The sequence below is a fragment of the Cupriavidus phytorum genome (assembly GCF_003254285.1).
In the GTDB taxonomy this organism is placed as follows: Bacteria; Pseudomonadota; Gammaproteobacteria; order Burkholderiales; family Burkholderiaceae; genus Cupriavidus; species Cupriavidus phytorum.
Window position 1 is genome coordinate 371678 of record NZ_QKZN01000002.1, and the last position, 25077, is coordinate 396754.

The 25077-nt window shown below is 65.9% G+C and carries 27 protein-coding genes and 1 tRNA gene; 15 read left to right on the forward strand and 13 right to left on the reverse strand.

Translation table 11 applies throughout. The features are described from left to right. The 3 genes from C7416_RS07105 to C7416_RS07115 form a co-directional block, all read right to left on the reverse strand. Entirely contained in the window at positions 1-1260 is a 1260-nt protein-coding gene (locus C7416_RS07105; RefSeq protein ID WP_111517760.1) for an HlyD/EmrA/EmrK family protein, read from the reverse strand. 44 nt (positions 1261-1304) lie between these two features. Beyond that, positions 1305-2861 carry an AdeC/AdeK/OprM family multidrug efflux complex outer membrane factor gene (locus tag C7416_RS07110; protein ID WP_111517761.1) on the reverse strand — a complete coding sequence of 519 codons (1557 nt, stop codon included), beginning with the start codon at positions 2859-2861 and terminating at the stop codon, positions 1305-1307. Positions 2862-2970: 109 nt separating this feature from the next. Next, entirely contained in the window at positions 2971-3453 is a 483-nt protein-coding gene (locus tag C7416_RS07115) for a MarR family winged helix-turn-helix transcriptional regulator (RefSeq protein WP_111517762.1), read from the reverse strand. A 213-nt stretch (positions 3454-3666) separates the two neighbouring features. On the opposite strand from C7416_RS07115, the gene typA reads away from it, so the two are divergent. Continuing rightward, positions 3667-5487 (forward strand): translational GTPase TypA, encoded by a 1821-nt coding sequence (gene typA, locus C7416_RS07120; RefSeq protein ID WP_012353096.1) that lies wholly within the window; start codon positions 3667-3669, stop codon positions 5485-5487. Between the two features lie 53 nt (positions 5488-5540). Here the strand turns inward: typA and C7416_RS07125 are convergent, their stop codons facing one another. After that, positions 5541-6404, reverse strand: coding sequence for a sterol desaturase family protein (locus C7416_RS07125; protein ID WP_111517763.1), 864 nt, complete (start codon positions 6402-6404; stop codon positions 5541-5543). Positions 6405-6648: 244 nt separating this feature from the next. Between C7416_RS07125 and C7416_RS07130 the strand changes: the two genes are divergently transcribed. The 3 genes from C7416_RS07130 (at position 6649) to C7416_RS07140 (ending at position 10112) form a co-directional block, all read left to right on the forward strand. Further along, positions 6649-8229 (forward strand): methyl-accepting chemotaxis protein, encoded by a 1581-nt coding sequence (locus C7416_RS07130; protein ID WP_111517764.1) that lies wholly within the window; start codon positions 6649-6651, stop codon positions 8227-8229. 105 nt (positions 8230-8334) lie between these two features. Further along, on the forward strand, positions 8335-9423 hold the full coding sequence (locus C7416_RS07135; RefSeq protein WP_111517765.1) for an enoyl-CoA hydratase/isomerase family protein: 1089 nt from the start codon (positions 8335-8337) through the stop codon (positions 9421-9423). A gap of 128 nt (positions 9424-9551) precedes the next feature. Next, positions 9552-10112: an NADPH-dependent FMN reductase gene (locus C7416_RS07140; RefSeq protein WP_111517766.1), complete on the forward strand. Its 561-nt coding sequence runs from the start codon at positions 9552-9554 to the stop codon at positions 10110-10112. Between the two features lie 84 nt (positions 10113-10196). Here the strand turns inward: C7416_RS07140 and C7416_RS07145 are convergent. Both C7416_RS07145 and C7416_RS07150 read right to left on the reverse strand, forming a co-directional pair. Beyond that, positions 10197-10272: transfer RNA gene (locus tag C7416_RS07145), tRNA-His, on the reverse strand. 102 nt (positions 10273-10374) lie between these two features. Next, the gene (locus tag C7416_RS07150; RefSeq protein WP_062800482.1) at positions 10375-10653 is read right to left on the reverse strand and encodes a hypothetical protein; all 279 of its coding nucleotides are present in this window, start codon (positions 10651-10653) and stop codon (positions 10375-10377) included. A 359-nt stretch (positions 10654-11012) separates the two neighbouring features. Between C7416_RS07150 and C7416_RS29100 the strand changes: the two genes are divergently transcribed. Then, positions 11013-11168: a hypothetical protein gene (locus C7416_RS29100; RefSeq protein WP_181461163.1), complete on the forward strand. Its 156-nt coding sequence runs from the start codon at positions 11013-11015 to the stop codon at positions 11166-11168. A gap of 477 nt (positions 11169-11645) precedes the next feature. Here C7416_RS29100 and dusA read toward each other — a convergent pair whose 3' ends face one another. Beyond that, positions 11646-12659, reverse strand: coding sequence for a tRNA dihydrouridine(20/20a) synthase DusA (gene dusA / locus C7416_RS07155; RefSeq protein WP_111517767.1), 1014 nt, complete (start codon positions 12657-12659; stop codon positions 11646-11648). Positions 12660-12996: 337 nt separating this feature from the next. On the opposite strand from dusA, the gene C7416_RS07160 reads away from it, so the two are divergent. Further along, positions 12997-13266: a hypothetical protein gene (locus C7416_RS07160; protein WP_240988172.1), complete on the forward strand. Its 270-nt coding sequence runs from the start codon at positions 12997-12999 to the stop codon at positions 13264-13266. Positions 13267-13464: 198 nt separating this feature from the next. Next, positions 13465-13809: a hypothetical protein gene (locus C7416_RS07165; protein ID WP_232344439.1), complete on the forward strand. Its 345-nt coding sequence runs from the start codon at positions 13465-13467 to the stop codon at positions 13807-13809. A gap of 42 nt (positions 13810-13851) precedes the next feature. Here C7416_RS07165 and C7416_RS29105 read toward each other — a convergent pair whose 3' ends face one another. Together C7416_RS29105 and lexA are read right to left on the reverse strand one after the other, a co-directional pair. Next, complete coding sequence (locus tag C7416_RS29105) at positions 13852-14022, reverse strand: hypothetical protein (RefSeq protein WP_012353085.1); 171 nt, start codon at positions 14020-14022, stop codon at positions 13852-13854. Between the two features lie 114 nt (positions 14023-14136). Next, positions 14137-14790 carry a transcriptional repressor LexA gene (gene lexA, locus C7416_RS07170; protein WP_012353084.1) on the reverse strand — a complete coding sequence of 218 codons (654 nt, stop codon included), beginning with the start codon at positions 14788-14790 and terminating at the stop codon, positions 14137-14139. Positions 14791-15055: 265 nt separating this feature from the next. Between lexA and C7416_RS07175 the strand changes: the two genes are divergently transcribed. The 8 genes from C7416_RS07175 to C7416_RS07210 all read left to right on the forward strand — a co-directional run bounded on the left by C7416_RS07175 (position 15056) and on the right by C7416_RS07210 (position 21106). Next, a complete protein-coding gene (locus C7416_RS07175; RefSeq protein WP_111517770.1) occupies positions 15056-16048 on the forward strand; it encodes an asparaginase in 993 nt (330 codons plus the stop codon). Positions 16049-16167: 119 nt separating this feature from the next. Then, complete coding sequence (gene rpsF / locus C7416_RS07180; protein WP_010809513.1) at positions 16168-16542, forward strand: 30S ribosomal protein S6; 375 nt, start codon at positions 16168-16170, stop codon at positions 16540-16542. Between the two features lie 89 nt (positions 16543-16631). Beyond that, a complete protein-coding gene (gene priB / locus C7416_RS07185) occupies positions 16632-16931 on the forward strand; it encodes a primosomal replication protein N (RefSeq protein ID WP_012353082.1) in 300 nt (99 codons plus the stop codon). A gap of 3 nt (positions 16932-16934) precedes the next feature. Beyond that, on the forward strand, positions 16935-17213 hold the full coding sequence (gene rpsR / locus C7416_RS07190; protein WP_006163606.1) for a 30S ribosomal protein S18: 279 nt from the start codon (positions 16935-16937) through the stop codon (positions 17211-17213). A gap of 31 nt (positions 17214-17244) precedes the next feature. Beyond that, positions 17245-17697 carry a 50S ribosomal protein L9 gene (gene rplI, locus C7416_RS07195; RefSeq protein ID WP_062800470.1) on the forward strand — a complete coding sequence of 151 codons (453 nt, stop codon included), beginning with the start codon at positions 17245-17247 and terminating at the stop codon, positions 17695-17697. A 179-nt stretch (positions 17698-17876) separates the two neighbouring features. Further along, positions 17877-19268, forward strand: a complete 1392-nt coding sequence (locus C7416_RS07200) for a replicative DNA helicase (RefSeq protein ID WP_018007703.1) — start codon at positions 17877-17879, stop codon at positions 19266-19268. Positions 19269-19458: 190 nt separating this feature from the next. Further along, on the forward strand, positions 19459-20085 hold the full coding sequence (locus C7416_RS07205) for a DUF47 domain-containing protein (protein ID WP_010809517.1): 627 nt from the start codon (positions 19459-19461) through the stop codon (positions 20083-20085). Positions 20086-20098: 13 nt separating this feature from the next. Continuing rightward, a complete protein-coding gene (locus C7416_RS07210) occupies positions 20099-21106 on the forward strand; it encodes an inorganic phosphate transporter (RefSeq protein ID WP_012353079.1) in 1008 nt (335 codons plus the stop codon). Positions 21107-21177: 71 nt separating this feature from the next. Here C7416_RS07210 and C7416_RS07215 read toward each other — a convergent pair whose 3' ends face one another. From C7416_RS07215 to C7416_RS07230, 4 genes are all read right to left on the reverse strand, one after another. After that, positions 21178-21858 carry a C40 family peptidase gene (locus C7416_RS07215; RefSeq protein WP_111517771.1) on the reverse strand — a complete coding sequence of 227 codons (681 nt, stop codon included), beginning with the start codon at positions 21856-21858 and terminating at the stop codon, positions 21178-21180. Between the two features lie 47 nt (positions 21859-21905). Then, positions 21906-22313 (reverse strand): hypothetical protein, encoded by a 408-nt coding sequence (locus C7416_RS07220; protein WP_111517772.1) that lies wholly within the window; start codon positions 22311-22313, stop codon positions 21906-21908. Positions 22314-22443: 130 nt separating this feature from the next. Further along, complete coding sequence (locus C7416_RS07225) at positions 22444-24147, reverse strand: PhoH family protein (protein WP_111517773.1); 1704 nt, start codon at positions 24145-24147, stop codon at positions 22444-22446. A 431-nt stretch (positions 24148-24578) separates the two neighbouring features. After that, positions 24579-25043 (reverse strand): peroxiredoxin, encoded by a 465-nt coding sequence (locus C7416_RS07230; protein ID WP_012353075.1) that lies wholly within the window; start codon positions 25041-25043, stop codon positions 24579-24581. Positions 25044-25077: the final 34 nt, after the last annotated feature.

The following is a 25077-nucleotide window of genomic DNA, read 5'->3' on the forward strand; positions in this document are numbered from 1 at the left end:
TCAGGTATTGGCGGGCTTGGCCGACTTGGCGGCCTTGGCGTGAGCGGCGCTGGCCGAGGACAGGCCGGTGCCGCGGCCGCCGTTGTTGGCGGCGATGATGCGCGCGATCAGCTGGTCGGCATCCTGCGCCACCTTGTCATAGACGTCGGTCTGCATCGGCCGGGCCGGCGCGGCGGCGGCCATGGCGGCGCCTTCCTCGCGGCGCACGTCGACCTTGACCGTCATCGACAGGCCCACGCGCAGCGGATGGTCCTTGAGCTGCTGCGGGTCCAGCGCGATGCGCACCGGCAGCCGCTGCACCACCTTGATCCAGTTGCCGGTGGCGTTCTGCGCCGGCAGCAGCGAAAACGCCGAGCCGGTGCCGGCCGAGAAGCCCGCGACCTTGCCGCGGTATTCGACCTTGGAGCCATAAACGTCGGCTTCCAGCGTCACCGGCTGGCCGATGCGCATATGCGTGATCTGCACTTCCTTGAAGTTGGCGTCGACCCAGACCTGGTCCAGCGGCACTACCGCCATCAGCGGCGCGCCGGCGGCGACGCGCTGGCCAACCTGCACCGAGCGCTTGGCGACGTAGCCGGTCACCGGCGCCGGCAGCGCCGAGCGCGCGAACGACAGGTAGGCCGAGCGCAGGTTGGCGGCGGCGCGCTGCACGTTAGGGTGGTTCTCGACCGTGGTCTGGTCGGTCAGCACCTGGTTCGATGCCAGCTGCTCGCGCGCGGCCAGCAGCGCGGACTCGGCGCCCTTGAGCGCGGCTTGCGCGTGCGAGATCTCTTCATTCGACACCGCGCCCGAGCCGGCGATGGCCTGGCGCCGGCGCAGGTCGTCGCGCGCCTTGGCCACGTCGGCTTCGCGCAGCGCCACGTTGGCGGCGAGCGAGCCGTTGTTGACGTACAGCGTGCGCACTTCGCGCACGGCCTGGGCCAGCTGGGCCTCGGCCTGTTCCAGCGCTACCTGCGTGTCGGCGCGGTCGAGCTGGATCAGCGGCTGGCCGGCGGTGACCAGCTGGGTGTCGTCGGCCGAGATCGACACGACGGTGCCAGCCACCAGCGGCGTGACCTGGACCACGTTGCCGGCGACATAGGCGTCGTCGGTGCTTTCGAAATGGCGGGCATACAGCCCCCAGTACACGCCGTAGCCGATGCCGGCGACCACGATCGCCGCGCTCAGCGACAGCAGCATGCGCTTGCGCTTGCCGTTGGGAGGGGTGGCCGTGGCTTGCTGGGGGGTGTTGGTGCCGGCCGCTTGCTGGTTGTTGCTCATGATGTCTTCTGGATAATCTTGTCTGCGTTCACCGGGTGCGCGGATTAGCCGCGGGCGCCCGCCTGGGTGTGGCCCTGCGTGTGGCCCGGCTGCTGCGCCTGCCCATGGGCGACGCTCTCGTGGCCTTCGGCCGGCTCCTGGTAGCCGCCGCCGAGCGCCTTCATCAGGCCCATCTGCAGGTCCAGCCGCCTTGCCTGCAGGTCGGTCGCCAGGCGGCGCTGCTGCAGCACGTTGCTTTCCGCGTTGAGCACGGTCAGCTGCGTGCCGAGCCCGGCCTTGTAGCGCGTGGTGGCCAGCGCGTAGGCGTGCTCGGCCAGGTCCAGCGCTTCGCGCTGGGTCTGGATCTGCTTGTCGACGCTGCGGATGCTGGTGATGGTGTCGGCGGTCTCGCGCAGCGCATCGACCAGCGCCTGGTTGTAGTTGGCCACGGCGATGTCATAGCCGGCGTACTTGCCCTTCAGGTTGGCGCGCAGCCTGCCGCCCTCGAAGATCGGCAGGCGCACGGTCGGACCGATGCCGAAGGTGCGGCTGATGCCCATCAGCAGGTTCGAAGGATCCAGCGCGGCCAGGCCGGCAAAGGCAGTCAGGCTGACGTCGGGCAGGAATTCCTTCCTGGCGACGTTGATGTCCTTGGACGCCGCCTCGACACGCCAGCGCGCCGCCACCAGGTCGGGGCGGCGGCCCAGCAGCCCGATGGTCAGGTCGTCGGGCAGGGTGGGCGTGGCCTGGGCCAGCAATACCGGCGGCTGGATCTGCAGGCCGCGGTCCGGGCCCTTGCCGAGCAGCGCGGCAAGCTGGTTGCGGGCCAGCGCGATCTCTTCGTCGACGCGCTGCAGGTCGGTCTGCGATGCGGCCACGGTGCCGCGTGCCTGCGTGGTCTCGACCTGCGTGTCGAGGCCGGCGGCCAGCCGCTGGCGCGACAGCTCGGTCAGGTCGCGGCGCTGCGCGATGGCGCGCTCGGCGACGTCGCGCTGGGCATACAGCGCGGCCAGGCGGGCGTAGTTGCGCGCGATCGAGGTCGCCAGGATCAGGCGTGAAGCCTGGCTTTCGGCCTCGGCGGCGCGGTCATCGGACAGCGCGGCTTCGAGCGCATCGCGGTTCTTGCCCCAGAAGTCGAAGTCATAGGACAGGCCCACCTGCAGGCGCGACTGGTTCTGCCACGAGCCCGCCAGCGGCGTGCCTTCGAACAGATCGTTCTCGGAGAAGCGCTGGCGGATCAGGCTGCCTTCGAACTCCAGGTGCGGGTAGAGCGCGCTGCGCGTGGCCTCGGCCATGGCGCGCGACGCTTCCACGCGGGCAAAGGCCGCCTGCAGGCTGGGATTGTCCTTGACCGCTTCGTCGACCAGCGCGCTCAGCTGCGGGTCCTTGAACTGGTCGACCCAGTCCTGCGACGGCCACTGGCCGTGTTCGCCGGGCAGGGTTTGCGAAGTCGCCATCGCGGCCGGGTCGGCCATGGTCTGGGTGCTGTGCGAATCGCCCAGCGCCGCGCAGCCGGCCAGCGCCGCGGCCGCGATCGCGGTCAGCGCCAGCGTGCCGGCACGGCGCGCCAGCTTGCGGGAACTGGCAGGCTGGTTAAATCGGAAGGAAAGAACTGGTTTCATGGTGTTGCTCCGTGGCGGAGCCATACGGTGTCTACGGGCTGCTGACGGTGTCCGGCCGGGCTGGCCGACGCGGACGATCTGGCGTGCCGGAAGTCCGGCGCGCAGCCTGCTACCCGCTGTTGTCGATGACCCGGCGCAGCATGCTGCGCAGCAACTGGATCTCGTCCTCGGAAAAACCGCGAAAGTGGTGCGCCAGGACCTTGCAGAAGATGGCCGGCAGTTGCTGCACCAGTTCCTGGCCCTGCGGCGTCACCGACAGGTCGACCACGCGGCGGTCGGCGTCGCGGCGGCGGCGCTCGATCAGGCCGCGTTTTTCCATGCGGCTGAGCAGCCGCGTAACCGAGCCCATGTCGGTGTTGAGCTCGCGGCCCAGGTCAGTGACGGTCGAGGCCCGGCCGGTGGCCAGCATCATCAGGCAGCTGGCCTGAGCCTGGGTGATGTCCAGGCTGCTGACCTCCTGCTCGACGCCGTGCGCCAGCATGTTCTTGGCCCGTTGCATCAGGTAGCCGACGCTGTCGCACATCTGGTACTGGGCGGGATCGAACGAACCGGCCGGAGAGGCCGGCGCAGCGGAAGCGGGTGCTTGTGACATCTTTGCCTTTGCAATCTTTGCTGAGGCAAATATATGTTTACGTTTAACGATCCGCAAGAAAGGAAATTGGTCATTGCGAAATCCGCAAATATTTTCCCTAGGCCAGGGGCGGTTCCGGTCAACGCTTCTTGCGCCGCAACATGCTAGAATGTTGGGTTACCTCAGATTCTCCGGCCCTCCTTGCGAGGGCCCCGTTCTTAGCGAGACGCAGCAATGACCCGCGCCATCCGAAATATCGCCATCATCGCCCACGTCGATCATGGCAAGACCACCCTGGTCGACCAGCTCCTGCGCCAGGCAGGCACCTTCCGCGACAACCAGCAAGTCGCCGAGCGGGTGATGGACTCGAACGACCTGGAAAAGGAACGCGGGATCACGATTCTCGCGAAGAACTGTGCCGTCGAGTACAACGGCACCCATATCAATATCGTCGACACCCCGGGCCACGCCGACTTCGGCGGTGAAGTGGAGCGCGTGCTGTCGATGGTCGACGGCGTGCTGCTGCTGGTCGACGCGGTCGAAGGCCCGATGCCGCAGACCCGTTTCGTCACGCGCAAGGCGCTGGCGCTGGGCCTGAAGCCGATCGTGGTGATCAACAAGATCGACCGCCCGGGCGCGCGTCCGGACTGGGTCATCAACCAGACCTTCGACCTGTTCGACAAGCTGGGCGCGACCGACGAGCAACTCGACTTCCCGGTGATCTACGCCTCGGGCCTGAACGGCTACGCCGGCCTGACCGAAGACGTGCGCGACGGCGACATGAAGCCGCTGTTCGAGACCGTGCTCGACAAGGTGCCGGTGCGTGACGACGACCGCGACGGCCCGCTGCAGCTGCAGATCATCTCGCTGGACTACTCCAGCTACGTCGGCAAGATCGGCGTGGGCCGCATCTCGCGCGGCCGTGCCCGTCCGCTGCAGGACGTGGTGGTCAAGTTCGGTCCGGAAGGCAACCCGATCAAGGGCCGCATCAACCAGGTGCTGAAGTTCCAGGGCCTGGAGCGCGAAATCGTGCAGGAAGCCGAAGCCGGCGACATCGTGCTGATCAACGGCATCGAAGAACTGGGCATCGGCTGCACCGTGTGCGCGCCCGAGGCCCAGGACGCGCTGCCGATGCTGAAGGTGGACGAGCCGACGCTGACCATGAACTTCTGCGTCAACACCTCGCCGCTGGCCGGCCGCGAAGGCAAGTTCGTCACCAGCCGCCAGCTGCGCGAGCGCCTGGACCGCGAACTGAAGTCCAACGTGGCGCTGCGCGTGGCCGATACCGGCGACGACACCATCTTCGAAGTTTCGGGCCGCGGTGAACTGCACCTGACCATCCTGCTGGAAAACATGCGCCGCGAAGGCTACGAGCTGGCCGTGTCGCGTCCGCGCGTGGTGTTCAAGGAAATCGACGGCGTCAAGTGCGAGCCGTACGAGCTGCTGACCGTCGACGTCGAAGACAGCCACCAGGGCGGCATCATGGAAGAGCTGGGCCGCCGCAAGGGCGAACTGCTCGACATGGCGTCGGACGGCAAGGGCCGCACCCGCCTCGAGTACCGCATTCCGGCCCGCGGCCTGATCGGCTTCCAGGGCGAGTTCCTGACGCTGACGCGCGGCACCGGGCTGATCAGCCATATCTTCGACGACTACGCGCCGGTGCGCGAAGGCGGCCTGGGCGAGCGCCACAACGGCGTGCTGATCTCGCAGGACGACGGCGACGCCGTGGCCTACGCGCTGTGGAAGCTGCAGGACCGCGGCCGCATGTTCGTCAAGCCGGGCGATGCGCTGTATGAAGGCATGATCATCGGCATCCACAGCCGCGACAACGACCTGGTCGTGAACCCGATCAAGGGCAAGCAGCTGACCAACGTGCGCGCCTCGGGTACCGACGAAGCCGTGCGCCTGGTGCCGCCGATCCAGATGTCGCTGGAATACGCGGTGGAATTCATCGCCGACGACGAGCTGGTCGAGCTGACGCCAAAGAGCATCCGCCTGCGCAAGCGCCACCTGAAGGAGCACGAGCGCAAGCGTGCCGCCCGCGAAGGCGCATAAGCGCCCGGGCGCTGACGCTGCTCACAAAAAACCGCGCCTGCAGGCGCGGTTTTTTATTGCGTGCCCGGCAGCGTCGCCGGCACCGCGGCACGCGGGCTGCGCCATTCCGGCGGCTTCCACAGGTAGCGCAGGTCGCGGTCGCGCCAGGCATCGGCGAACATGTCGCGCCATTCGTGGAAGGTCAGCGTCAGCGGATTGTGGCTGCGCAACTGGCGCGTAATGCCGTAGACCGGCGCCTCGTGCTCGGCGACGAAGGTGCCGAACAGGCGGTCCCAGAGCGTCAGCACGCCGGCATAGTTGCGGTCGATGTACTGCGGGTTCTTGGCGTGGTGGACGCGATGGACCGAAGGCGTGTTCAGCAGCCGCTCGACCAGCGGCCAGCGCTGCCCCAGCCGCGTATGGACGAAGAACTGGAAGCCCAGGTTCAGGCCCACGGCCAGGATCACCCAGTCCGGCGTGAAGCCGATATACGCCAGCGGAATCCAGAACAGCCACATGCCGGACAGCGGGTAGGTCAGGCTCTGCCGGAACGCGGTCGAGAAGTTCATGCCTTCGGACGAATGGTGCGTCACGTGCGAAGCCCACAGCCAGCGCACGCGATGGCTGGCGCGATGGAACCAGTAGTAGAGGAAGTCCTGCAGCAACAGCAGCAGCAAGAACGACCACAACGTCTGCGGCATCGCCTGCAGGCCGTGCTGGTAGCACCACGTGTACACGGTGCGGACCATCAGCCAGAGGAAGAACGCGTCCGAGGCCTGGTGCATCAGCGCCAGCGCGGCGTTGGAGAGCGTGTCGCGCAGGCTGTAGACGGCGGGGTCGCGGCGCGCCCAGTACCACGCTTCGGCGCCGATGGTCAGCACGAAGACCGGCGCGAAGGCCAGCAGCACGAGTCCGGGGTCGAGCGATGCGGTGTTCATCCCGGCAGTGTGCCCGTGTTCGCCATGAAATGGCCACGAGGGCTTCCTCCAAACGGTGGCGCGGTGGGCCAGGTGGGCCGCTTCCGCCACTTGACGGCGATGATGTACTGCCACGCAATTCTGTCACGCGTGTGAAGGCGATCAATACGGGTAAAGGATGCGGTGCCGGCGCCGTAGTTGGACAGGGTAGCGGCGCGGCGCGCCGCCTTCATTCAGTTTCCTCTTTCCTCCCGGAGCCTCATCCATGTTCAGGAACACGACCATCGGCGCCAGATTGTGGTTTCTCACTATCGTCATTAATTTGTTGTTGCTGATTGTCGGTGCCGTCGGCTGGCTCGGCATGTCGCGCAGCAACGAGGCGACGCACCAGATCTACGAGCAGCAGTTGTCGGCCGCGGTCCACCTGGCCGAGGCGCGTTCGAACCAGTTGCTGGTGCGCGTGTTGCTGGACCAGGCCACCTTTGCCGCCGACCCGGCCGACGCCAAGGCGCGCGCCGCGACCGCGGAGGGCTTTGCGCGCGATTCGGAGCAGGCCTGGAAGGCCTATCTCGCGCTGCCGCGTTCGGCCGACGAAGCGAAGGTGGTCGAAGACGTTACCGCCAAGCGCAATGCGCTGTTCAGGCAGGGTGTCGCGCCCATGATCGCCGCGCTGCACGCCGGCGATCGCGACGGCGTGATGAAGGCGGTGCTGGAAACCATTCCGCAGCTCGATATCGCCTTCACCGCCGTCAACACGGAGCTGAACAAGCTGCAGGTGGCCAGCGCGAAGCAGGTCTATGAGGCCTCGCAGCAGCGCTACCGCAACCTGTTCACGCTGTCCGTGTGCGTGCTGGCCGCGGGACTGGTGTTCAGCACCGTGGTGGCGTGGCGCCTGCGCCGTTCGATCGTGCAGCCGCTGGATACGGCGATTGCGCGTTTCGAAAAGATTGCAGGGGGCGACCTCAGCGTAGCTGCAAGCGGCGGCGCAGTAGGGGCCGGCGAAACACTGGCCGACGAAGCGGCGCGCAACGAGACCGCGCGCATGCTCGGCATGCTGGGCCGGATGCAGGCCAGCCTGGTGGCGATGGTGGGCGATGTGCGCGGCGGTGCCGACTCGATCGCCGCGGCCAGCAAGCAGATTGCCAGCGGCAATGCCGACCTGTCGCAGCGCACCGAGCAGCAGGCGGCTTCGCTGGAGGAAACCGCTTCGAGCATGGAGGAACTGACCAGCACCGTGCGCCAGAATGCCGACAGCGCGCGCGAGGCGCGCGCGCTTGCCAGCGACGCCGCAACCCTGGCGGGGCGCGGCAGCGACGCGGTGCTGCGCGTGGTCAATACCATGCAGTCGATCGACGCCAGTTCGGGCAAGATCGTCGACATCATCGACGTGATCGAGAAGATCGCGTTCCAGACCAATATCCTGGCGCTGAACGCCGCGGTGGAAGCCGCGCGCGCTGGCGAGCATGGCCGCGGCTTTGCCGTGGTGGCAGGCGACGTGCGCGACCTGGCGCAGCGCTGCGCCGGCGCTTCCAAGGAGATCCGCGCGCTGATCGGCGCATCGGTGGCCAATGTGCGCGAGGGCTCGGGGCTGGTCGATGAGGCCGGGCGCGCGATGCAGGACATCGTCGACGCGGTGCAGCGCGTCAGCGCCATCATCGGCGATATCAGCGCGGCGTCGGACGAGCAGTCCAACGGCATCGAGCAGGTCAATGTGGCGGTGTCGCAGATGGACAGCATGACGCAGCAGAATGCGGCGCTGGTGGAGCAGGCTGCGGCCGCCGCGGCATCGCTGGAAGAGCAGGCGCAGCGGCTCACCTCGCTGGTGGCGACGTTCCGGCTGGCCTGAACGGGCAGGGCGCATGCGTGCCGGCATGCGCCGCAAGCTGCTCACGAGCGTGCGCTTGCCAAGGTGACTGGCGTAAAATTGCCAGTTGCATTGGAGGAGTACGACATGACTGAATTCGTCACGACCGAGGTCCGCGGTGGCATCGGATACCTGACGCTGAACCGTCCGCAGGCGCTCAACGCGCTGTCGCTGGACATGATCCGCGCCATCACGCAGGCGCTGCAGGACTGGGCCGCCGCGCCCGAGGTCACCGCCGTGGTGGTGGCCGGTGCTGGTGGCAAGGCCTTCTGCGCCGGCGGCGATATCCGCTATTTCCACCAGGCGGCGCATGCGGGCGATCCGCTGCTCGACCAGTTCTTCGTCGAGGAATACGCGCTCAATTTCCTGATCCACCGCTACGCCAAGCCCTATATCGCGTTGATGGATGGCGTGGTGATGGGCGGCGGCATGGGCATTTCGCAGGGTGCGCGACTGCGGCTGGTCACCGATCGCACCAGGATGGCCATGCCGGAAACGAATATCGGCCTGTTCCCGGATGTGGGCGGCGGCTGGTTCCTGGCGCGCACACCCGGACGCATCGGCGAATACCTGGGCCTGACCGGCACCGTGATCCACGCCGCCGACGCCTTGTATGCCGGCCTGGCCGACGCCTACATGCCCGGCAACCGCCTCGCGGAACTGGTCGATTCGCTGCGCGCGCAGCAGTTCGCCAGCGGCGATGCGGTGCTGGCGCATATCGAAACCTTTACCGCACCGCACCGCGCGGATTGCGCGCCGGCGCAGAGCACGCTGGCCGGGCTGTCGGCGCAGATCGACCAGCTCTTCGCCGGCAGCACTGCGCAGGACATCCTTGCCGCCGTCAGCGATGCCCCGGGCGACTGGGCCGCACAGACTGCCGCCATGCTGCGCAGCCGTTCGCCGCTGATGCTGTGCGTGACGCTGGAGCAGATCCGCCGCGCGCGCAGCATGTCGCTGGAAGACGAGCTGCGCATGGAGCTGGACATGATGTACTACGTGTTCCGCAAGGGCGACGGCGTCGAAGGCATCCGCGCGCTGGCGGTCGACAAGGACCACAAGCCGCGCTGGCGATATGCGCGGCTCGACGAAGTCAGCCGCGAGAAGGCGCTGTCGTTCTTCGACAGCCCATGGCGCCAGGAGGAGCACCCGCTGGCGGCACTGGGCAAGCCTGCCTGATATCGCTGCACGGAACGCTCCGGCGCCGACTCGGGTAGAGTGACGGGCAGGGTCTGGCGCCCGCGCACGGCAATGCCGCGCGCGGACGCCGCCTGTGCCAATCCGTCCACACCGTCAAAGGAGCCGCAATGAGTGATCCTCGTGATGTCGTTGTACTGGTGGGAAGCCTGCGCAAGGAGTCATACAACCGCAAGCTGGCCAAGGCGCTGATCGCGCTGGCGCCGGCGCAGCTCAGGCTGGAAATCGTCGAGATCGGCAGCCTGGAGCTGTACAACCAGGACCTCGACGACAAGCCGACCCAGGCCTGGACCGCATTCCGCGACCGTATCCGCCGCGCCGACGCCGTGCTGTTCGTCACGCCGGAATACAACCGTTCGGTGCCCGCGCCGTTGAAGAACGCCATCGACGTGGGTTCGCGCCCGTATGGCAGCAGCGTCTGGGACGGCAAGCCCGGCGCCATCATCAGCGCATCGCCGGGCGCCATCGGCGGCTTCGGCGCCAATCACCACCTGCGCCAGTCGCTGGTATTCCTGAATATCCCCATCCTGCAGCAACCGGAGGCGTATATCGGCGGCGTCGACAAGCTGTTCGACGAGCAGGGCGGGATTGCCAACGAGTCGACCAAGGGTTTCCTTGGGAAGTTTTTGACTACGTTTGCCGGCTGGATCGAGCGGAACGCGCCGCGCTGAGGAGGCGCGCAGCGTCAGCTTCCGAAAATCGTCCGCCCAAAAGCAAAACGGCGCCTGAATCAGGCGCCGTTTTGCACGGGAATTTGGGGTGGCTGATGGGACTCGAACCCACGACGACAGGAATCACAATCCTGGACTCTACCAACTGAGCTACAGCCACCGTAGAGGTCATCAGCGAAGCGCTGATCGACGAAAAACAAGATTATACAAACAGATTTTCGAGATGGCTAGTATCCCGCACAAAAATTTTTGAGGGCATCGCTCAGGAACGTGGCGGACTCCACTTGGCCTCGAGCAGCACCGCCTGCTTGATCGCGGCGATGGTCTCGGCTTCGGTATCGAACTGGCCCAGCAGCCGGCGCGACTTGCCGTTCAGCACGGCTTCCTGCAACGCTTTGCCCGCGGCTTCCGAGGTGCCGGGGTGCCAGCAGTAGCGCGCGGTCCATTTGCCATCCTGGAGCTGCTCGGCCACCCAGATCACCCTGAAGTCTTCATAGACCACGCCGAACGGCGCTTCTTTTTCCACGTTGTCTTTGTCCATGCTGCCTCCCCTGCCGGCACGGTCCGCATACCGTGCCTGATCTCGCCTGGGGAGCGTGCGGAAATCGTATCACGGGTCCTGGGTGAGTTCCGACCACGCCCGCCAGCCAAATATGCTGCGCACAGCCCCTACCTCTGCAGGGTTCATGCGGCACGTGCCCGAAGCGATACTCGAGTCCGAGGGACATTGACCCCCCTCGACCTTCCCGTCAGGCGGCCCGCCCCATGGGCCGCCTGCCTCTTTTTCCTTCCCCGCTTTGCTTCCCCCGCAGCCGACGTTTCCATGCCGCATCCTGCCTGCGATGGAACCTCTCGGCCACGCGCGAGCCCAACCGAGGTTATCGACGCAGGGAACAGGCCATGCAGAACAAGTGTAGATGGACGGCGAGGATTCTTGCGGTGTCGGCACTGGCGGCCTTGCTGGGCGGGTGCGCCGCGGGCGGCGGTACCGACGGCAGGGAGTCGGGCATCACGACTTACGGCACGCTGGACATCGGTATCAGCCATACGCGATAGCCCCGGCGATGCGCCGCAAGCGGAATCTATTTTGCGTGACCGATGGAACGCTTGTCCGGAAGGCTGGTCAAATCCGTTCGTCCAGGTGGTGCCGGGCGAGCGCGCAAAAAAAGAGTCCGCAGCGCGGACTCTTAACTTTAGCGATCTCAAATGCCCTGAAGGCCGTTGCACTGTAACTGCCATGCGGGCAATGCACCATTCGGGTAAACGAAGAGCGATGCCGCAAGCGCGAGATCGCCGACGAAAAAAAAGCCCGCCGGAGCGGGCTAATAATCAGTTGAAGAAAGCCCTGTATTCGAGGGCAGGCACAGTGTAAGAAAGTGCCCTGCCTCAGCGAATTAGGGGAATCCCTTTCCGGGCGCCGGTTTCCGGGCGATCGGGCATCTCATGTGCGGCGCGCGAAACCCGCGCGCCGCCATGCATACTTTCACGATTCGAAGTTAGAGCGCAGCCTCGGCGCGGCACCGGTCCGCGCGCTTACGCGGCAAGCGGCTCTTGTGCGTGCGGCCGCAGATGCATGCGCGCTTCTTCGAACAGCGCATCGACGTCGGCCCGCGCGCGCGCCGCATGCATGCGCTTCGCATCGGACAGCACGCGGCGCCAGCCACGCCCGCCGGCGATGCCGCGATGCAGGCCGAGCATGTGCCGTGTCACGGCACCCATATATCCGCCTTGCTCAACGAAGTCGCCGATATAACGCTGCATCGCCAGTTCGACCTCGAGCCGCGACGGCACCGGCGCACTGGCATCGCCATAGAAGCGCGCGTCCATTTCCGCCAGGATGTACGGCTGGTGATATGCCTCGCGTCCGATCATGACGCCATCGACGTGCTGCAGATGAGCAGCGATTTCGTCATGGCTGACGATGCCGCCGTTGATCAGGATCTCGAGCTGCGGGAATTCGCGCTTGAGCTGGTATGCCACCTCATAGCGCAGCGGCGGAATCTCGCGGTTTTCCTTCGGGCTCAGGCCCTTCAGGATCGCATTGCGCGCATGGACGATAAACGTGCTGCAACCCGCCTGCGCCACCTTGCCGACAAAATCGCGCACGAAATCGTAGTGCTCGATCTTGTCGATGCCGATGCGATGCTTCACGGTGACCGGTATCTCCACCGCATCGCGCATCGCCTTCACGCAGTCCGCCACCAGTTCCGGCTCCGCCATCAGGCAGGCACCGAAGGCGCCGCGCTGCACGCGCTCGGACGGGCAGCCGCAGTTGAGGTTGATTTCCGCATAGCCCCACTGCTGGCCAAGCTTGGCCGCCATGGCGAGGTCGGCCGGCTCGCTGCCGCCCAGCTGCAGCGCGACCGGATGCTCGGCCGCATCGAAGTCGAGGTGGCGCGGCACGTCGCCATGCAGCAGCGCGCCGGTGGTCACCATCTCGGTATACAGCCAGGTGTGGCGGCTGAGCTGGCGATGGAACATGCGGCAATGACGGTCGGTCCAGTCCATCATTGGCGCAACCGAAATGCGGCGGGGATTTACGTTCATGAAATACGGCAATTGGTACGGGCCGGACGCAGCAGCGTCGGCAGGCCGCTGAGGCTGGCGCGGCGGCATATGCAGGTCACTGCACCCCCGACAGGGGCCAGGCACGGGGCGGGCCAGCAAGAAGACGTGAGTATAGGGTACCGCGCCAAGGTTTGCTGCGCCACGATATAAGCGCGGCATCGCGCATCGTGGTGAGGGAATTGCGCTGCTCGCTCCGGCGTAACGCTTTGATACAGCGGCCAGCGATTCCGGTTGCTATGCTGGCCGCAATTCCGCTCCTGCCGTTTCTCTCATGTTCCGGACGCCCGCTGCCGCTGTCTCCTTGCTACTGTGTTTGATGGCGCCATCGCTGGCGCAGGCCGACGACCGTGATTATCCCGGTGGCTATCGCCATGGCGGCGAATACAAGGAGAAGTTCCGTAGCGGCGGCTGCGAGGTGGAGCGCGAGCAGAAGCGCGATGGCGAATACAAGGAAGAGCGCAAGTGCAAGGGTGGTCCGCGCGGTTACGAGCAGAAGCAGAAATACCGCGAAGGCCCTTGCCTGATCGAGCGCGAGTGGAAGCGCGATGGGGAATTCGAAGAGAAGATCGAGTGCAAGCGCTGGTAACGGGTAAACGCCTTGCCATGCCAGACGCCGTTGCTGGCTAATGGCAAGGCTCAAGATGGGGCAAAGCTCAAGATGGCGCGTGGCCCGCGCGCGGGTTAAAATCCGCACCCGGCGCCCACAATATCTGCACGTCCAAGGGCGCCGTTTTCATTCCCCGGGGGCGGTATGTTGGTTCGAACGGCACTGATTGGCGCAGCAATGGCAACCATGGTGGCAGGGTGTGCCACTGGCACTTCGGAGAAGGACGTCCGCGCTCGCCCGCCGATGCGCCTGAATACGCAGGCCAAGATGGCCGACGTTGCAAAATGCCTGCGCAACAATCTGGGCGATGAGGCTACGCTGGTCCAGTTGCCGGCGAAAAACCAGATCGAAATCCGTATCGGCCAGAGCGCCGCAAGCGGTGAATATCTATACGCCTACCTGATCTCGCTGACGGCACAGGCCGATGGCACGGCGCTGGAATTGCGCAAGACCGATACCTGGTTTCCCCAGCTGACGCCGGCGGAATTGGAGGCCGAGGTCAAGGCCTGCGCGCGCAGCTAAGCGGGGCAGGGCCCGGCGACGCCAGGCGTCTGCGAGTATCCGTCAGGCGGCCAGCTTTTCGGTGGTTTCAAGTTCCAGCATGCGGCAGATGGCCGCCATGCTGCCGACCATGGTACGGCGCTGCGTACCCTGGTAGACGCGTACGCCCTTGCTCTGGCGAAACGGCACGGGCTTGACCGGACGGCGGGCGGCGACGTGGTGGATTTGCGGCATGGTGGCACCTCTTTTTAGGCAAAGCGGGGTCAACACCCGGCAAGCCGGGCGGCGTCTGCAAAGCAATGGAAGCGGGTGGGCCCGCGCAGGCAAAGCGCCTGCGATGGTGCCCGGCTAGAAGCCGGAAGAGCGGATCAGCCCGACGGCGATGCCTTCCAGCGAGAACTCTTCACCGGGCTCGACGATGATGTTGGTGAAGTCCGGGTTCTCGGCGATCAGTTCGATATGGCCACCGCGCCGCTGCAGGCGCTTGACGGTGACGTCGTCGCCCAGTCGTGCCACCACGATCTTGCCGTTGGCGGCCTCGCTGGCGCGGCGCACGGCGAGCAGGTCGCCGTCGAGGATGCCGGCGTCGCGCATGCTCAGCCCGCGCACGCGCAGCAGGTAATCCGGACGCTCATCGAAGACCGAGGCATCGACCTGGTACTGGCGGTCGATATGCTCGGCGGCCAGGATGGGGCTGCCGGCTGCGACGCGGCCCACCAGCGGCAGCGTCAGCTGCAATACGCCGGCCATTGGCAACGAGAACTGGTCCGGCAGTTCCGAATCGCTGCGCGACACCTTCAGGCGGATGCCGCGCGACGCGCCCGGCGTCAGTTCGATCACGCCTTTGCGGGCCAGCGCCCGCAAATGTTCTTCGGCGGCGTTGGGCGAGGAGAAACCGAACTCCGCTGCGATCTCGGCGCGGGTAGGGGGGAAGCCGGTACGGCGGATCGTGTTGCGGATCAGATCGAAAATCTGCTGCTGCCGGGGTGTCAGGGTCGCCATGGGATCGCCGTTCCGTGCAGGGCCGCTGGCCTGGATGACGAAGAATCTGTGAAGACTCTGGTCCGTTATCCAGCATCCGGCGGGCCGGGCACTGTATGTTTAAACAGTATGCTGTGATTTTATACAGTATCGGCGCCAGCGCAAGCAGAATTTTGAGGCGTGTCGCATGGACGCCGGCCAGGGCGCCTGATCTTCGCTGGGGCTGGGCGTGTGCGCCCGCTACAATCGCCTTTCCTTTATCCAGAAGAAATCCTTGCGCGCTCCCATGACCCAATTGCCTCGCATCGTCGTATTGGCCACTGGCGGCACCATCGCGGGCGCGGCCGGCAGCGCCGCCAGCAGCGCCCGTTACCAGGCCGCGACTGTGCCGGTGTCCTCATTGCTGGCGGCGGTGCCGCCGTTGCAGTCGCTGGCCCGCATCGAGGCCGAACAGGTGGCGCAGGTCGACAGCAAGGACATGACCTTCGCGTTGTGGCAGACATTGGCGGCGCGGGTCGGGCACTGGTCGGCGCAGCCTGACGTGGCGGGCATCGTGATCACGCACGGCACCGACACGCTGGAAGAAACCGCGATGGCGCTGCACCTGACGCAATCGTGCCCGGTGCCAGTGGTCCTGACCGCTGCGATGCGTCCGTCGACGTCGCTGTCGGCCGACGGGCCGCTGAACCTGCTGGATGCGGTGCGTGTTGCCGCCCATCCGGATGCGCGCGGCAAGGGTGTGCTGGTGGTACTGAACCAGCAGATCCACGCGGCACGGGACGTGGCCAAGGCGCATACGTCGGCGGTCGATGCCTTTGTCTCACCGTGCGGGCCGCTGGGGTTCGTGCAGGACGACTACGTGCGTTTTGCCCGGGCGCCGCGGGCGACTGCGCCCATCGGGCCGATGCCGGCGGCGTGGCCGGTGGTGGAGATCGTGGCGAGCTACGCGCAGCCGGGCAGGGCGGTGGTGGATGCGCTGGTGCAGGCCGGCGCCGCGGGGCTGGTTGTCGCCGCGACCGGCAATGGCTCGATCCATGAGGTGTTGGCAGCGGCCCTTGCCGACGCCGCGGCGGCCGGGGTGGCGGTGGTGCGCAGCTCGCGTACCAGTGCCGGCCATGTGGCGATCCCGCCGCAGCCCAGTCCTGCCGACGGTGTATTCGTGTCTGCTGGGGACCTGAATCCCTACAAGGCGCGCGTATTGCTCGTGCTGGCCCTGGCTGCGGATGCCGGGCTCGCACGCGACCCGGCGCGGCTGCAGGCGGTCTTTGCCAGCGCCTGATTTGCCCGTGAAATCAGCGGCTTGCGTTGTTGCCGCGGGCCGGGCTATAATTTAAGGCTATTCAACCTTGCCACACCGGACTCGTGACGCCCGGGTGGCTAATCCCAAAAGGAGCGTCAATGCGTCATTACGAAATCGTCTTCATCGTCCACCCGGACCAGAGCGAACAAGTGCCGGCCATGATCGAGCGCTACAAGCAGCTCGTGACCTCGCAGAACGGCAACGTTCACCGCGTGGAAGACTGGGGCCGTCGCCAGATGGCTTACATGATCCAGAAGCTGGCCAAGGCTCACTACGTTTGCCTCAACATCGAATGCGGCAAGGAAACCCTGGCTGAACTGGAACACGCGTTCAAGTTCAACGACGCCGTCCTGCGCCACCTGATCGTGCAGACCAAGAAGGCCGAGACCGCACCTTCGCCGATGATGAAGGAAGTGCAGCGCGAAGAAGCCCGCAAGGCCGCGCAAACGACCACCGAAGGCCAGGCCGCCTGAGTGCGGACTGCGGTGCGCGTCGTGGCTGACAGCGTCGGCCCGGGCGCGAGCGCAAACCGCAACGATTGCAACCAGCAAGAGGCCACGCGTTGAACCAGCTTCGGCTTGCCGCCACCCTGGCGGAACGCGATGCCCTGCGCTATACCCCGGCCGGGGTCCCCGTCGTGAACTGCATCCTGCAGTACAGCGGCGAGGCCGTCGAGGCGCAGACGCCGCGACAGGTCGAGTTTGCAATCGCTGCGATGGGGATCGGCCAGGTTGGCCAGCGTCTGGAGCGGCTACCGCTCGGCACGCTGCTCGACTGCGAAGGATTCCTGGCCCGCAAGCACCGCAACAGCAAGGCTCTCGTCTTTCACATCACTGGATGTAAAGCATTCGAAAAGGATTGAATCATGGCATTCGTCAAACGTGACAACAAGAACAAGAAGCGCTTCCAGCAACAGAACCCGCTGTTCAAGCGCAAGCGCTTCTGCCGCTTCACCGTGGCTGGCGTCGAACAGATCGACTACAAGGATCTGGACACCCTGAAGGACTTCATCGGCGACAACGGCAAGATCACGCCGGCCCGCCTGACCGGTACCAAGGCTCACTATCAGCGTCAGCTGGATACGGCCATCAAGCGCGCGCGTTTCCTCGCGCTGATGCCGTACACCGACCTGCACAAGAACTGATCAGGCCCTAGGTCCGTAAGGAGAGAACACGATGCAAATCATTCTGCTGGAAAAAGTCGTCAACCTGGGCAACCTGGGTGACATCGTCAAGGTGAAGGACGGTTACGCCCGTAACTTCCTGATCCCGGGCAAGAAGGCCCGCCGTGCCACGCAAAGCGCGATCGCCGAATTCGAAGTCAAGCGCGCCGAGCTGGAAAAGGCCGCCGCCGAGAAGCTGGCCGCCGCGCAAGCCGAAGGCGAGAAGCTGAACGGCCTGAACGTCCAGATCACCCAGAAGTCGGGTGTGGACGGCCGCCTGTTCGGTTCGGTGACCAACGCCGACATCGCTGAAGCCCTGGCTGGCCAAGGCTACAAGCTGGAAAAGGCGCAGGTTCGCCTGCCGAACGGTCCGCTGAAGACGGTTGGCGACCACCCGGTCAGCGTTGCGCTGCACACGGACGTCGTGGTCGACGTGACCGTGTCGGTGGTGGGCGAGAGCGTCTAAGGACGCGCCGCTCCGGCTGGCGCACGGCGCCGGCCAAAGCCCGCAAGCATTGCAAGAAGGCAGGAGCCCCGGCTCCTGCCTTTTTTGTTGCCCGGCCGCTGGCTTGCCCGCCGGCCCTGGACGGCGCTGTCGCCAAATGTCCGGCGAAGTGTGTCCACCCGCCGTTATAATCCCTCCCCATGAACGCGCCCGTCGCCGACCCCCAACTCGATAACCTCAAGGTTCCGCCGCACTCCATCGAAGCCGAGCAGTCGGTGCTCGGTGGCCTGCTGCTGGACAATGCCGCCTGGGACCGCATCGCGGACTTCCTGTCCGAGGCGGATTTCTACCGTTTCGACCACCGGATGATCTTCCAGAGCATCGCCCGGTTGATCTCGGCCACCAAGCCGGCCGACGTGATCACGGTCTACGAGATGCTGCAGGTGGCCGGCAAGGCCGAAGAGGTGGGCGGGCTGGCGTACCTGAACTCGCTGGCGCAGAACACCCCCAGCGCGGCAAATATCCGCCGCTACGCGGAGATCGTGCGCGAGCGCTCGGTGCTGCGCAAGCTGGTGACGGTGGCCGACGATATCGCCTCGGCCGCGTTCGCGCCCAAGGGGCGCGAGGTGCGCGAGCTGCTCGACGAGGCCGAATCCAAGGTCTTCGCGATTGCCGAAGAAGGCTCGCGCGGGCAGAAGGGCTTCCAGGAAATCCAGCCGCTGCTGACCCAGGTGGTGGAGCGTATCGACGAGCTGTATCACCGCGATTCGACCACCGACGTCACCGGCGTGCCGACCGGCTTCATCGACCTCGACAAGATGACCAGCGGCATGCAGCCGGGCGACCTGATCATCGTCGCCGGCCGCCCGTCGATGGGCAAGACCGCGTTCTCGCTGAACATCGGCGAGCACGTGGCGGTGGAGCAGGGCTTGCCGGTGGCGGTGTTCTCCATGGAAATGGCGGGCACGCAGCTGGCCATGCGTATGCTGGGCTCGGTCGGCCGGCTCGACCAGCACCGGCTGCGTACCGGGCGCCTGCTCGACGAGGACTGGCCGCGGCTGACGCATGCGATCCAGCGCATGAACGACACCCAGCTGTTCATCGACGAAACCCCGGCGCTGAACCCGATGGAACTGCGCGCGCGTTCGCGGCGCCTGGCGCGCCAGTGCGGGCAGCTCGGCCTGATCATCATCGACTACCTGCAGCTGATGTCGGGCTCCGGCGGCGGCGAGAACCGCGCCACGGAAATTTCAGAAATCTCCCGTTCCCTGAAGGGTCTGGCGAAAGAGCTGAATTGCCCGGTGATCGCGCTGTCGCAGCTGAACCGAAGCCTGGAACAGCGTCCCAACAAGCGCCCGGTGATGTCCGACCTGCGCGAATCGGGCGCCATCGAACAGGATGCCGACGTGATCCTGTTCATCTACCGCGACGAAGTCTATAACGCCGACTCGCAGGACAAGGGCACCGCCGAAATCATCATCGGCAAGCAGCGTAACGGCCCGATCGGCACGGTGCGCCTGACCTTCCTCGGCCAGTTCACGAAGTTCGACAACTTCAGCGGCGGCCCGGCTTTCTTCGACAACGACACCTGACGAAGTCAAGCGGGTCGGCCCTCCGGCGTGCCTGCCCGTCTCGTTTGTGCCAAATACGCGGGCAATGTCCCGGTAACCCTGTAAAATATTGCGCTTTGATGACAGCCGCCATCCGCGGCGGTCATGCTCGCGTCCGCTTAATCCCGCAACACCATCCGCAGCGATACCACGCTGCCACAAGGAACATTCCATGTTCGGCCGATTCATGCCCACCGAGGGCAAGTTCTTCGAATATTTCAACCAGCACGCCGACTGCGCGGTGACCGCCGCGCATGAACTGCAGGCCCTGGTCAACGACCTGCCCAACGCCGAGGCCCATGCCCGGCGCGTCCAGGCCACCGAAAAGAAGGCCGACCGGATCACGCACGACACCATCGACCTGCTGCACAAGACCTTCATCACGCCGCTGGACCGCGACGAGATCCACAAGCTCATCACGACCATGGACGACATCCTCGACCTGATGGAGGACGTGGCCGAGACCATCTCGCTGTATGACGTGACCAACCTGACCGACGAGGCGCTGCGCCTGGCCGCGATCTGCGTGCAGTGCTGCGACCAGGTCAAGATCGCGGTGGGCCTGCTCGAGGACATGGGCAACGCCAGCACCATCCTGAAGACCGCGCAGCAGATCGACCAGCTCGAATCCGAGGCTGACCGCGTGATGCGCTCGGCGATGTCCAAGCTGTTCCGCGACGAGACCGACGTCAAGCGCCTGATCAAGCTGAAGGCCATCTACGAGCAGCTCGAGACGATCACCGACAAGTGCGAGGACGTCGCCAACATCATCGAAGGCATCGTCCTGGAAAACGCCTGAGGCGGCAATCGGCATGCAGACCATACAAATGAGCCTGTGGGTGATCGCCTTGCTGGTGGCGCTGGCACTGCTGTTCGACTTCATGAACGGCTTCCACGACGCGGCCAACTCGATCGCGACGGTGGTGTCCACGGGCGTGCTCAAGCCGCACCATGCGGTGGCGATGGCGGCGATGTGCAACGTCGTCGCGATCTTCGTGTTTCACCTGAAGGTGGCGGCCACGGTCGGCACCGGCACCATCCAGGGCGGCGTCGTCGACCACTATGTCATCTTCGGCGCGCTGGTCGGGGCGATCGCGTGGAACGTCATCACCTGGTATTACGGCATTCCGTCGTCGTCGTCGCATGCGCTGATCGGCGGGCTGGTCGGCGCCGCGGTGGCCAAGGCCGGCACCGGCGCGCTGGTGGCCAGCGGGCTGCTGAAGACGGTGGCGTTCATCCTGGTGTCGCCTTTCCTCGGCTTCCTGCTGGGTTCGCTGATGATGGTCATCGTGGGCTGGACCTTCTTCCGCACGCCGCCATCGCGCGTCGACCGCTGGTTCCGGCGGCTGCAGCTGGTCTCGGCCTCGCTGTACAGCCTCGGCCATGGCGGCAATGATGCGCAGAAGACCATCGGCATCATCTGGATGCTGCTGATCGCCAGCGGCCACGTGCTCGCCGGGGATCCGCCGCCGACCTGGGTGATCGTCAGCTGCTACGTCGCCATCGGCATGGGCACGCTGTTCGGCGGCTGGCGCATCGTGCGCACCATGGGCCAGAAGATCACCAAGCTCAAGCCCGTGGGCGGCTTCTGCGCCGAGACCGGCGGCGCGCTGACGCTGTTCTTCGCCTCGGCGCTGGGCGTGCCGGTGTCGACCACGCACACGATCACCGGCGCCATCGTCGGGGTCGGCTCGTCGCAGAAGATGTCGGCGGTGCGCTGGGGCGTGGCCGGCAATATCGTGTGGGCCTGGGTGCTGACGATTCCGGCCTCGGCCTTCATGGCGGCGATCGCATGGTGGATCGGTCGCCATATCCTGTAACGCGGGACCGGCCGTCGATGAAAAAAAGCCAGGCAGATACCTGGCTTTTTTATTTGCCCGCGTGGGCGGCTTCAGCGGTTGGCGAAGGCGGCGATGGGATCGTCGTCGTCGGGCAGCGGGGCGGGTTCCGGCACCAGGGGCGCCGGAACGGGCGCGGGCACCGGTGTCGCCGGCGCCGGCGGCAGGTTGACCGCACCGGCCACCACCCGCCGCGCGCCGTTGTAGCGCGAGGCCCAGTAGGGCTTGCCCATGTCCTCCAGCCGCACGGTGCCGCCGGACGATGGCGCATGGACAAAGCGGTTCTGCCCGACGTAGATGCCGACGTGCGAGTTGGCGCGGCCGGTGGTGTTGAAGAACACCAGGTCGCCGGAAGCGACTTCGCTGCGGTTGAGCGAGCTCCCGCGCGTGCCCATGGCCTCGGTGGTGCGCGGCAAGCTGACATTGGCCGCGCGCGCGACCACATAACGCACCAGGCCGCTGCAGTCGAAGCCGGCATCGGGCGTGTTGCCGCCGTAGCGGTAGGGGGTGCCCACCAGCGACATCGCCTGGATCGAGATTTCCTCCAGCCCGGCGCTGGGATCGGTCATGGGCTTGCCGGGCGTACGCGGCAAGCTGCCATGGCGAGGCGGCGGGGAGCTGGCGCACGCCGCCAGCAGCAGTGCGGCGGCGCACAGCAGCGGCAGGCCGGCCCGGGTGAGTGGGCCGGGCAGTGCGGAAGGACTGGAAGAACTACGGGTACGGCGCAATGGCATCGCTGGATTCCGGTCGCCGGCCTGCCGGCGCACCGTAAGCCTTGCCGCTACCAGCGTAGCTGGGCGTTGCGCGTACCGGTGCTGACCTTGATCGACTTGGCCTGGCCCTTGTAACTGGCCTCGATATTGTAGCTGCCTTCGGGCGCACGTATCAGGCAGCGGGGCCCGGCGGCGCGGAAGCTTGCGACCTCCTGCTCGTCGCGCACCAGCCTGACCGCGACATCGGACAGGAACTCGCCCGCGGCGCCCTGCGTGAACAGGACGCCGATATTGAAATCCTTCTCGCGCGCGCTCAGCGCCTGGCGCTCGTCTTCGGCGACGCCGCCGCAGACATAGCTGACCGGGCCCATGGTGCGGATCACCAGTTCGTCAGCCGCGGCGCGCGCCTGAAGCGGTCCGGCCAGGACCATGGCGGCGCCGATCAGCGCGGCCCGGCGGAGATGCTGTGGGTTCATCGACGCCTCCAGTTGGGGATGCGGGACAACAAGCGGACGAGCGGACATCATAGCCGCATTGCGCTTGCCGCTCACGACAGCGGGCCCGGGCCCCTTCCGCATGGAAGGGTGCCCGGGCCCGCTGTCAGCGTCAGAGCACGTCGCCGGCGTGGTCGGCCAGGCGCGAGCGCTCGCCGCGCGCCAGCGTGATATGGCCGCTGTGGCTCCAGCCCTTGAAGCGGTCGACCACGTAGGTCAGGCCCGACGAGCCCTCGGTCAGGTAGGGCGTGTCGATCTGCGCGATATTGCCCAGGCAGATGATCTTGGTGCCCGGGCCGGCGCGCGTCACCAGCGTCTTCATCTGCTTGGGCGTCAGGTTCTGCGCCTCGTCGATGATGACGAACTTGTTGACGAAGGTGCGGCCGCGCATGAAGTTCATGCTCTTGACCTTGATGCGCGAGCGGATCAGCTCCTGCGTCGCGGCGCGGCCCCAGTCGCCGGCGCTGTCGTCGCTCTTCTGCAGCACTTCGAGGTTGTCGTCGAACGCGCCCATCCACGGCTGCATCTTTTCTTCCTCGGTGCCGGGCAGGAAGCCGATGTCCTCGCCCACCGGCACGGTGGCGCGGGTGACGATGATCTCGTTGTAGAGCTTCTGGTCCAGCACCTGCTCCAGCCCGGCCGCCAGTGCCAGCAGCGTCTTGCCGGTACCGGCCTGCCCCAGCAGCGTGACGAAGTCGATGTCCGGGTTCATCAGCAGGTTGAGCGCGAAGTTCTGCTCGCGGTTGCGCGCGGTCACGCTCCACACGTTGTTCTTGTGGTGCGTGTAGTCCTTCAGGGTCTGCAGCAGCGCGGTCTTGCCGTTGATCTCCTTGACCTGCGCATAGAGCGGCAGGCTGCCGTCCACGGGCTCGAGGTAGACGAACTGGTTGACCAGGAACGACGGCACCAGCGGACCGGTGAGCCGGTAGAACATGGCGCCGGACTTGGGGTCCTGCCAGCTTTCGACGCCCTTGCCGTGCTTGGCCCAGAAGTCGCCGGGCAGCTGCATCACGCCCGCATAGAGCAGGTCCTTGTCCTCGAGGACCTGGTCGTTGAAGTAGTCCTCGGCCGGCAGGCCCAGTGCGCGCGCCTTGATGCGCATGTTGATGTCTTTCGACACCAGCACCACCTGGCGCTCGGGATACTGCTGCTGCAGCGCGCTGACGACGCCCAGGATCTGGTTGTCGGCCTTGCCCTGCGGCAGGCCTTCGGGCAGCTTGATGTCGTTCAGGCGCGTCTGGAAGAACAGCTTGCCCTGCGCGTCGCGGTTGCCCAGGCTGGCCAGCGACAGGCCTTCGTCGAGCACGCCGTCGGTGCCGCCCACCAGCGAGTCGAGCGTGCGGCTGACCATGCGCGCGTTGCGCGCGACTTCGCTCATGCCCTTCTTGTGGTTGTCCAGCTCTTCGAGCGTCATCATCGGCAGATAGATGTCGTGCTCTTCGAAGCGGAACAGCGAGGCCGGGTCGTGCATCAGCACGTTGGTGTCGAGCACGAACAGCTTGCTCGGGCCTTCGGCCTTGCGCGCGCGGCGCGTGGTGCCGGTCGACGGCTTGACCAGGCTCACCGGCGCGGCGGTGACGGCCGGCGTCGATACAGCGGGTGTCTCGGTGCTGCGGGCGCGGGTGCCGCCGGCGGCGCGGGCCTTGACTTCAGGCACCTGCGTGTCGCCGGTTTCCAGCAATGCCACGCGCTCGAGCGCCGGCACAGGTTTCTTGCCCTGTGTGGCGGCTTTGGCCTTAGGCACCGCGGAAACCGGAGCAAACTCGCTCGGGTCCAGCAATTGGGCAGGCTTGGCGGGCATGGTAGGCAGCGGCATGCTTGGCTTTCCTTTCAGGGGGACAAGAAGGGGGCGGGAATGTCCGGTCCGCGGCGCCGTGCGGCATCGGTAGCGTGCGACATGTTTAAGGCGGCGTGGCGGACCCGGGCCGGGGCATGCATGCGCGCGGCGCCCGGCGCGGACAAAGATGAGGACAGACGTGGCTGCAAACAAAAAAGCCGCCATGCCTGCGGAACAGGGTTGGCGGCTCTTGGGCGGACTGCCGACATGGCAGGTCCGCTACCGGCCTGTGGCAGGAAGCGCCTGGGCCGGGGAGTCGAAACAGCGTGGCATCCGGAATCTGAACTCATTACGGGCCAATGTATCTGAAGGCTTTGGGTTTGGCAATTGGGCAATTGGGTTTGCCAACGTTTGCCACGGCGCGTCCGGATCGGATCCGTTACGGGCAACGCCAACGCTGCGGCGATGCTTCAGAGCCCGCGCACGATCTCGAGCACTTCGTCGACGTGGTTGGGCACCTTGATGCCGCGCAGCTCGTGTCGCAGGATGCCCTTGCCGTCGATGACGAAGGTGCTGCGCTCGATGCCGCGGTGCTCCTTGCCATACAGCTTTTTCATCTTGATGACATCGAACAATGTGCACACATTTTCGTCGGCATCGGAGATCAGTTCGAACGGCAGTTCCAGCTTGGCCTTGAAGTTTTCATGCGAGCGCAGGCTGTCGCGCGAGATGCCGAATACCTGCACGCCGGCCTTCTCGAAATCCTCGTACTGGTCGCGGAAGTTCATCGCCTCCGTGGTGCAGCCCGGCGTGTTGTCCTTCGGGTAGAAGTACAGCACCACCGTCTTGCCGCGGTAGTCGGCCAGGCGGAAGGTGGCGTCGCCGGTCATCGGCGCGCTGAAGTCGGGGATGGCCTTGTTGAGACTGACGGTCATGCTTGTGGCTCCTTGGAGGAGGGGCAGGGGATCG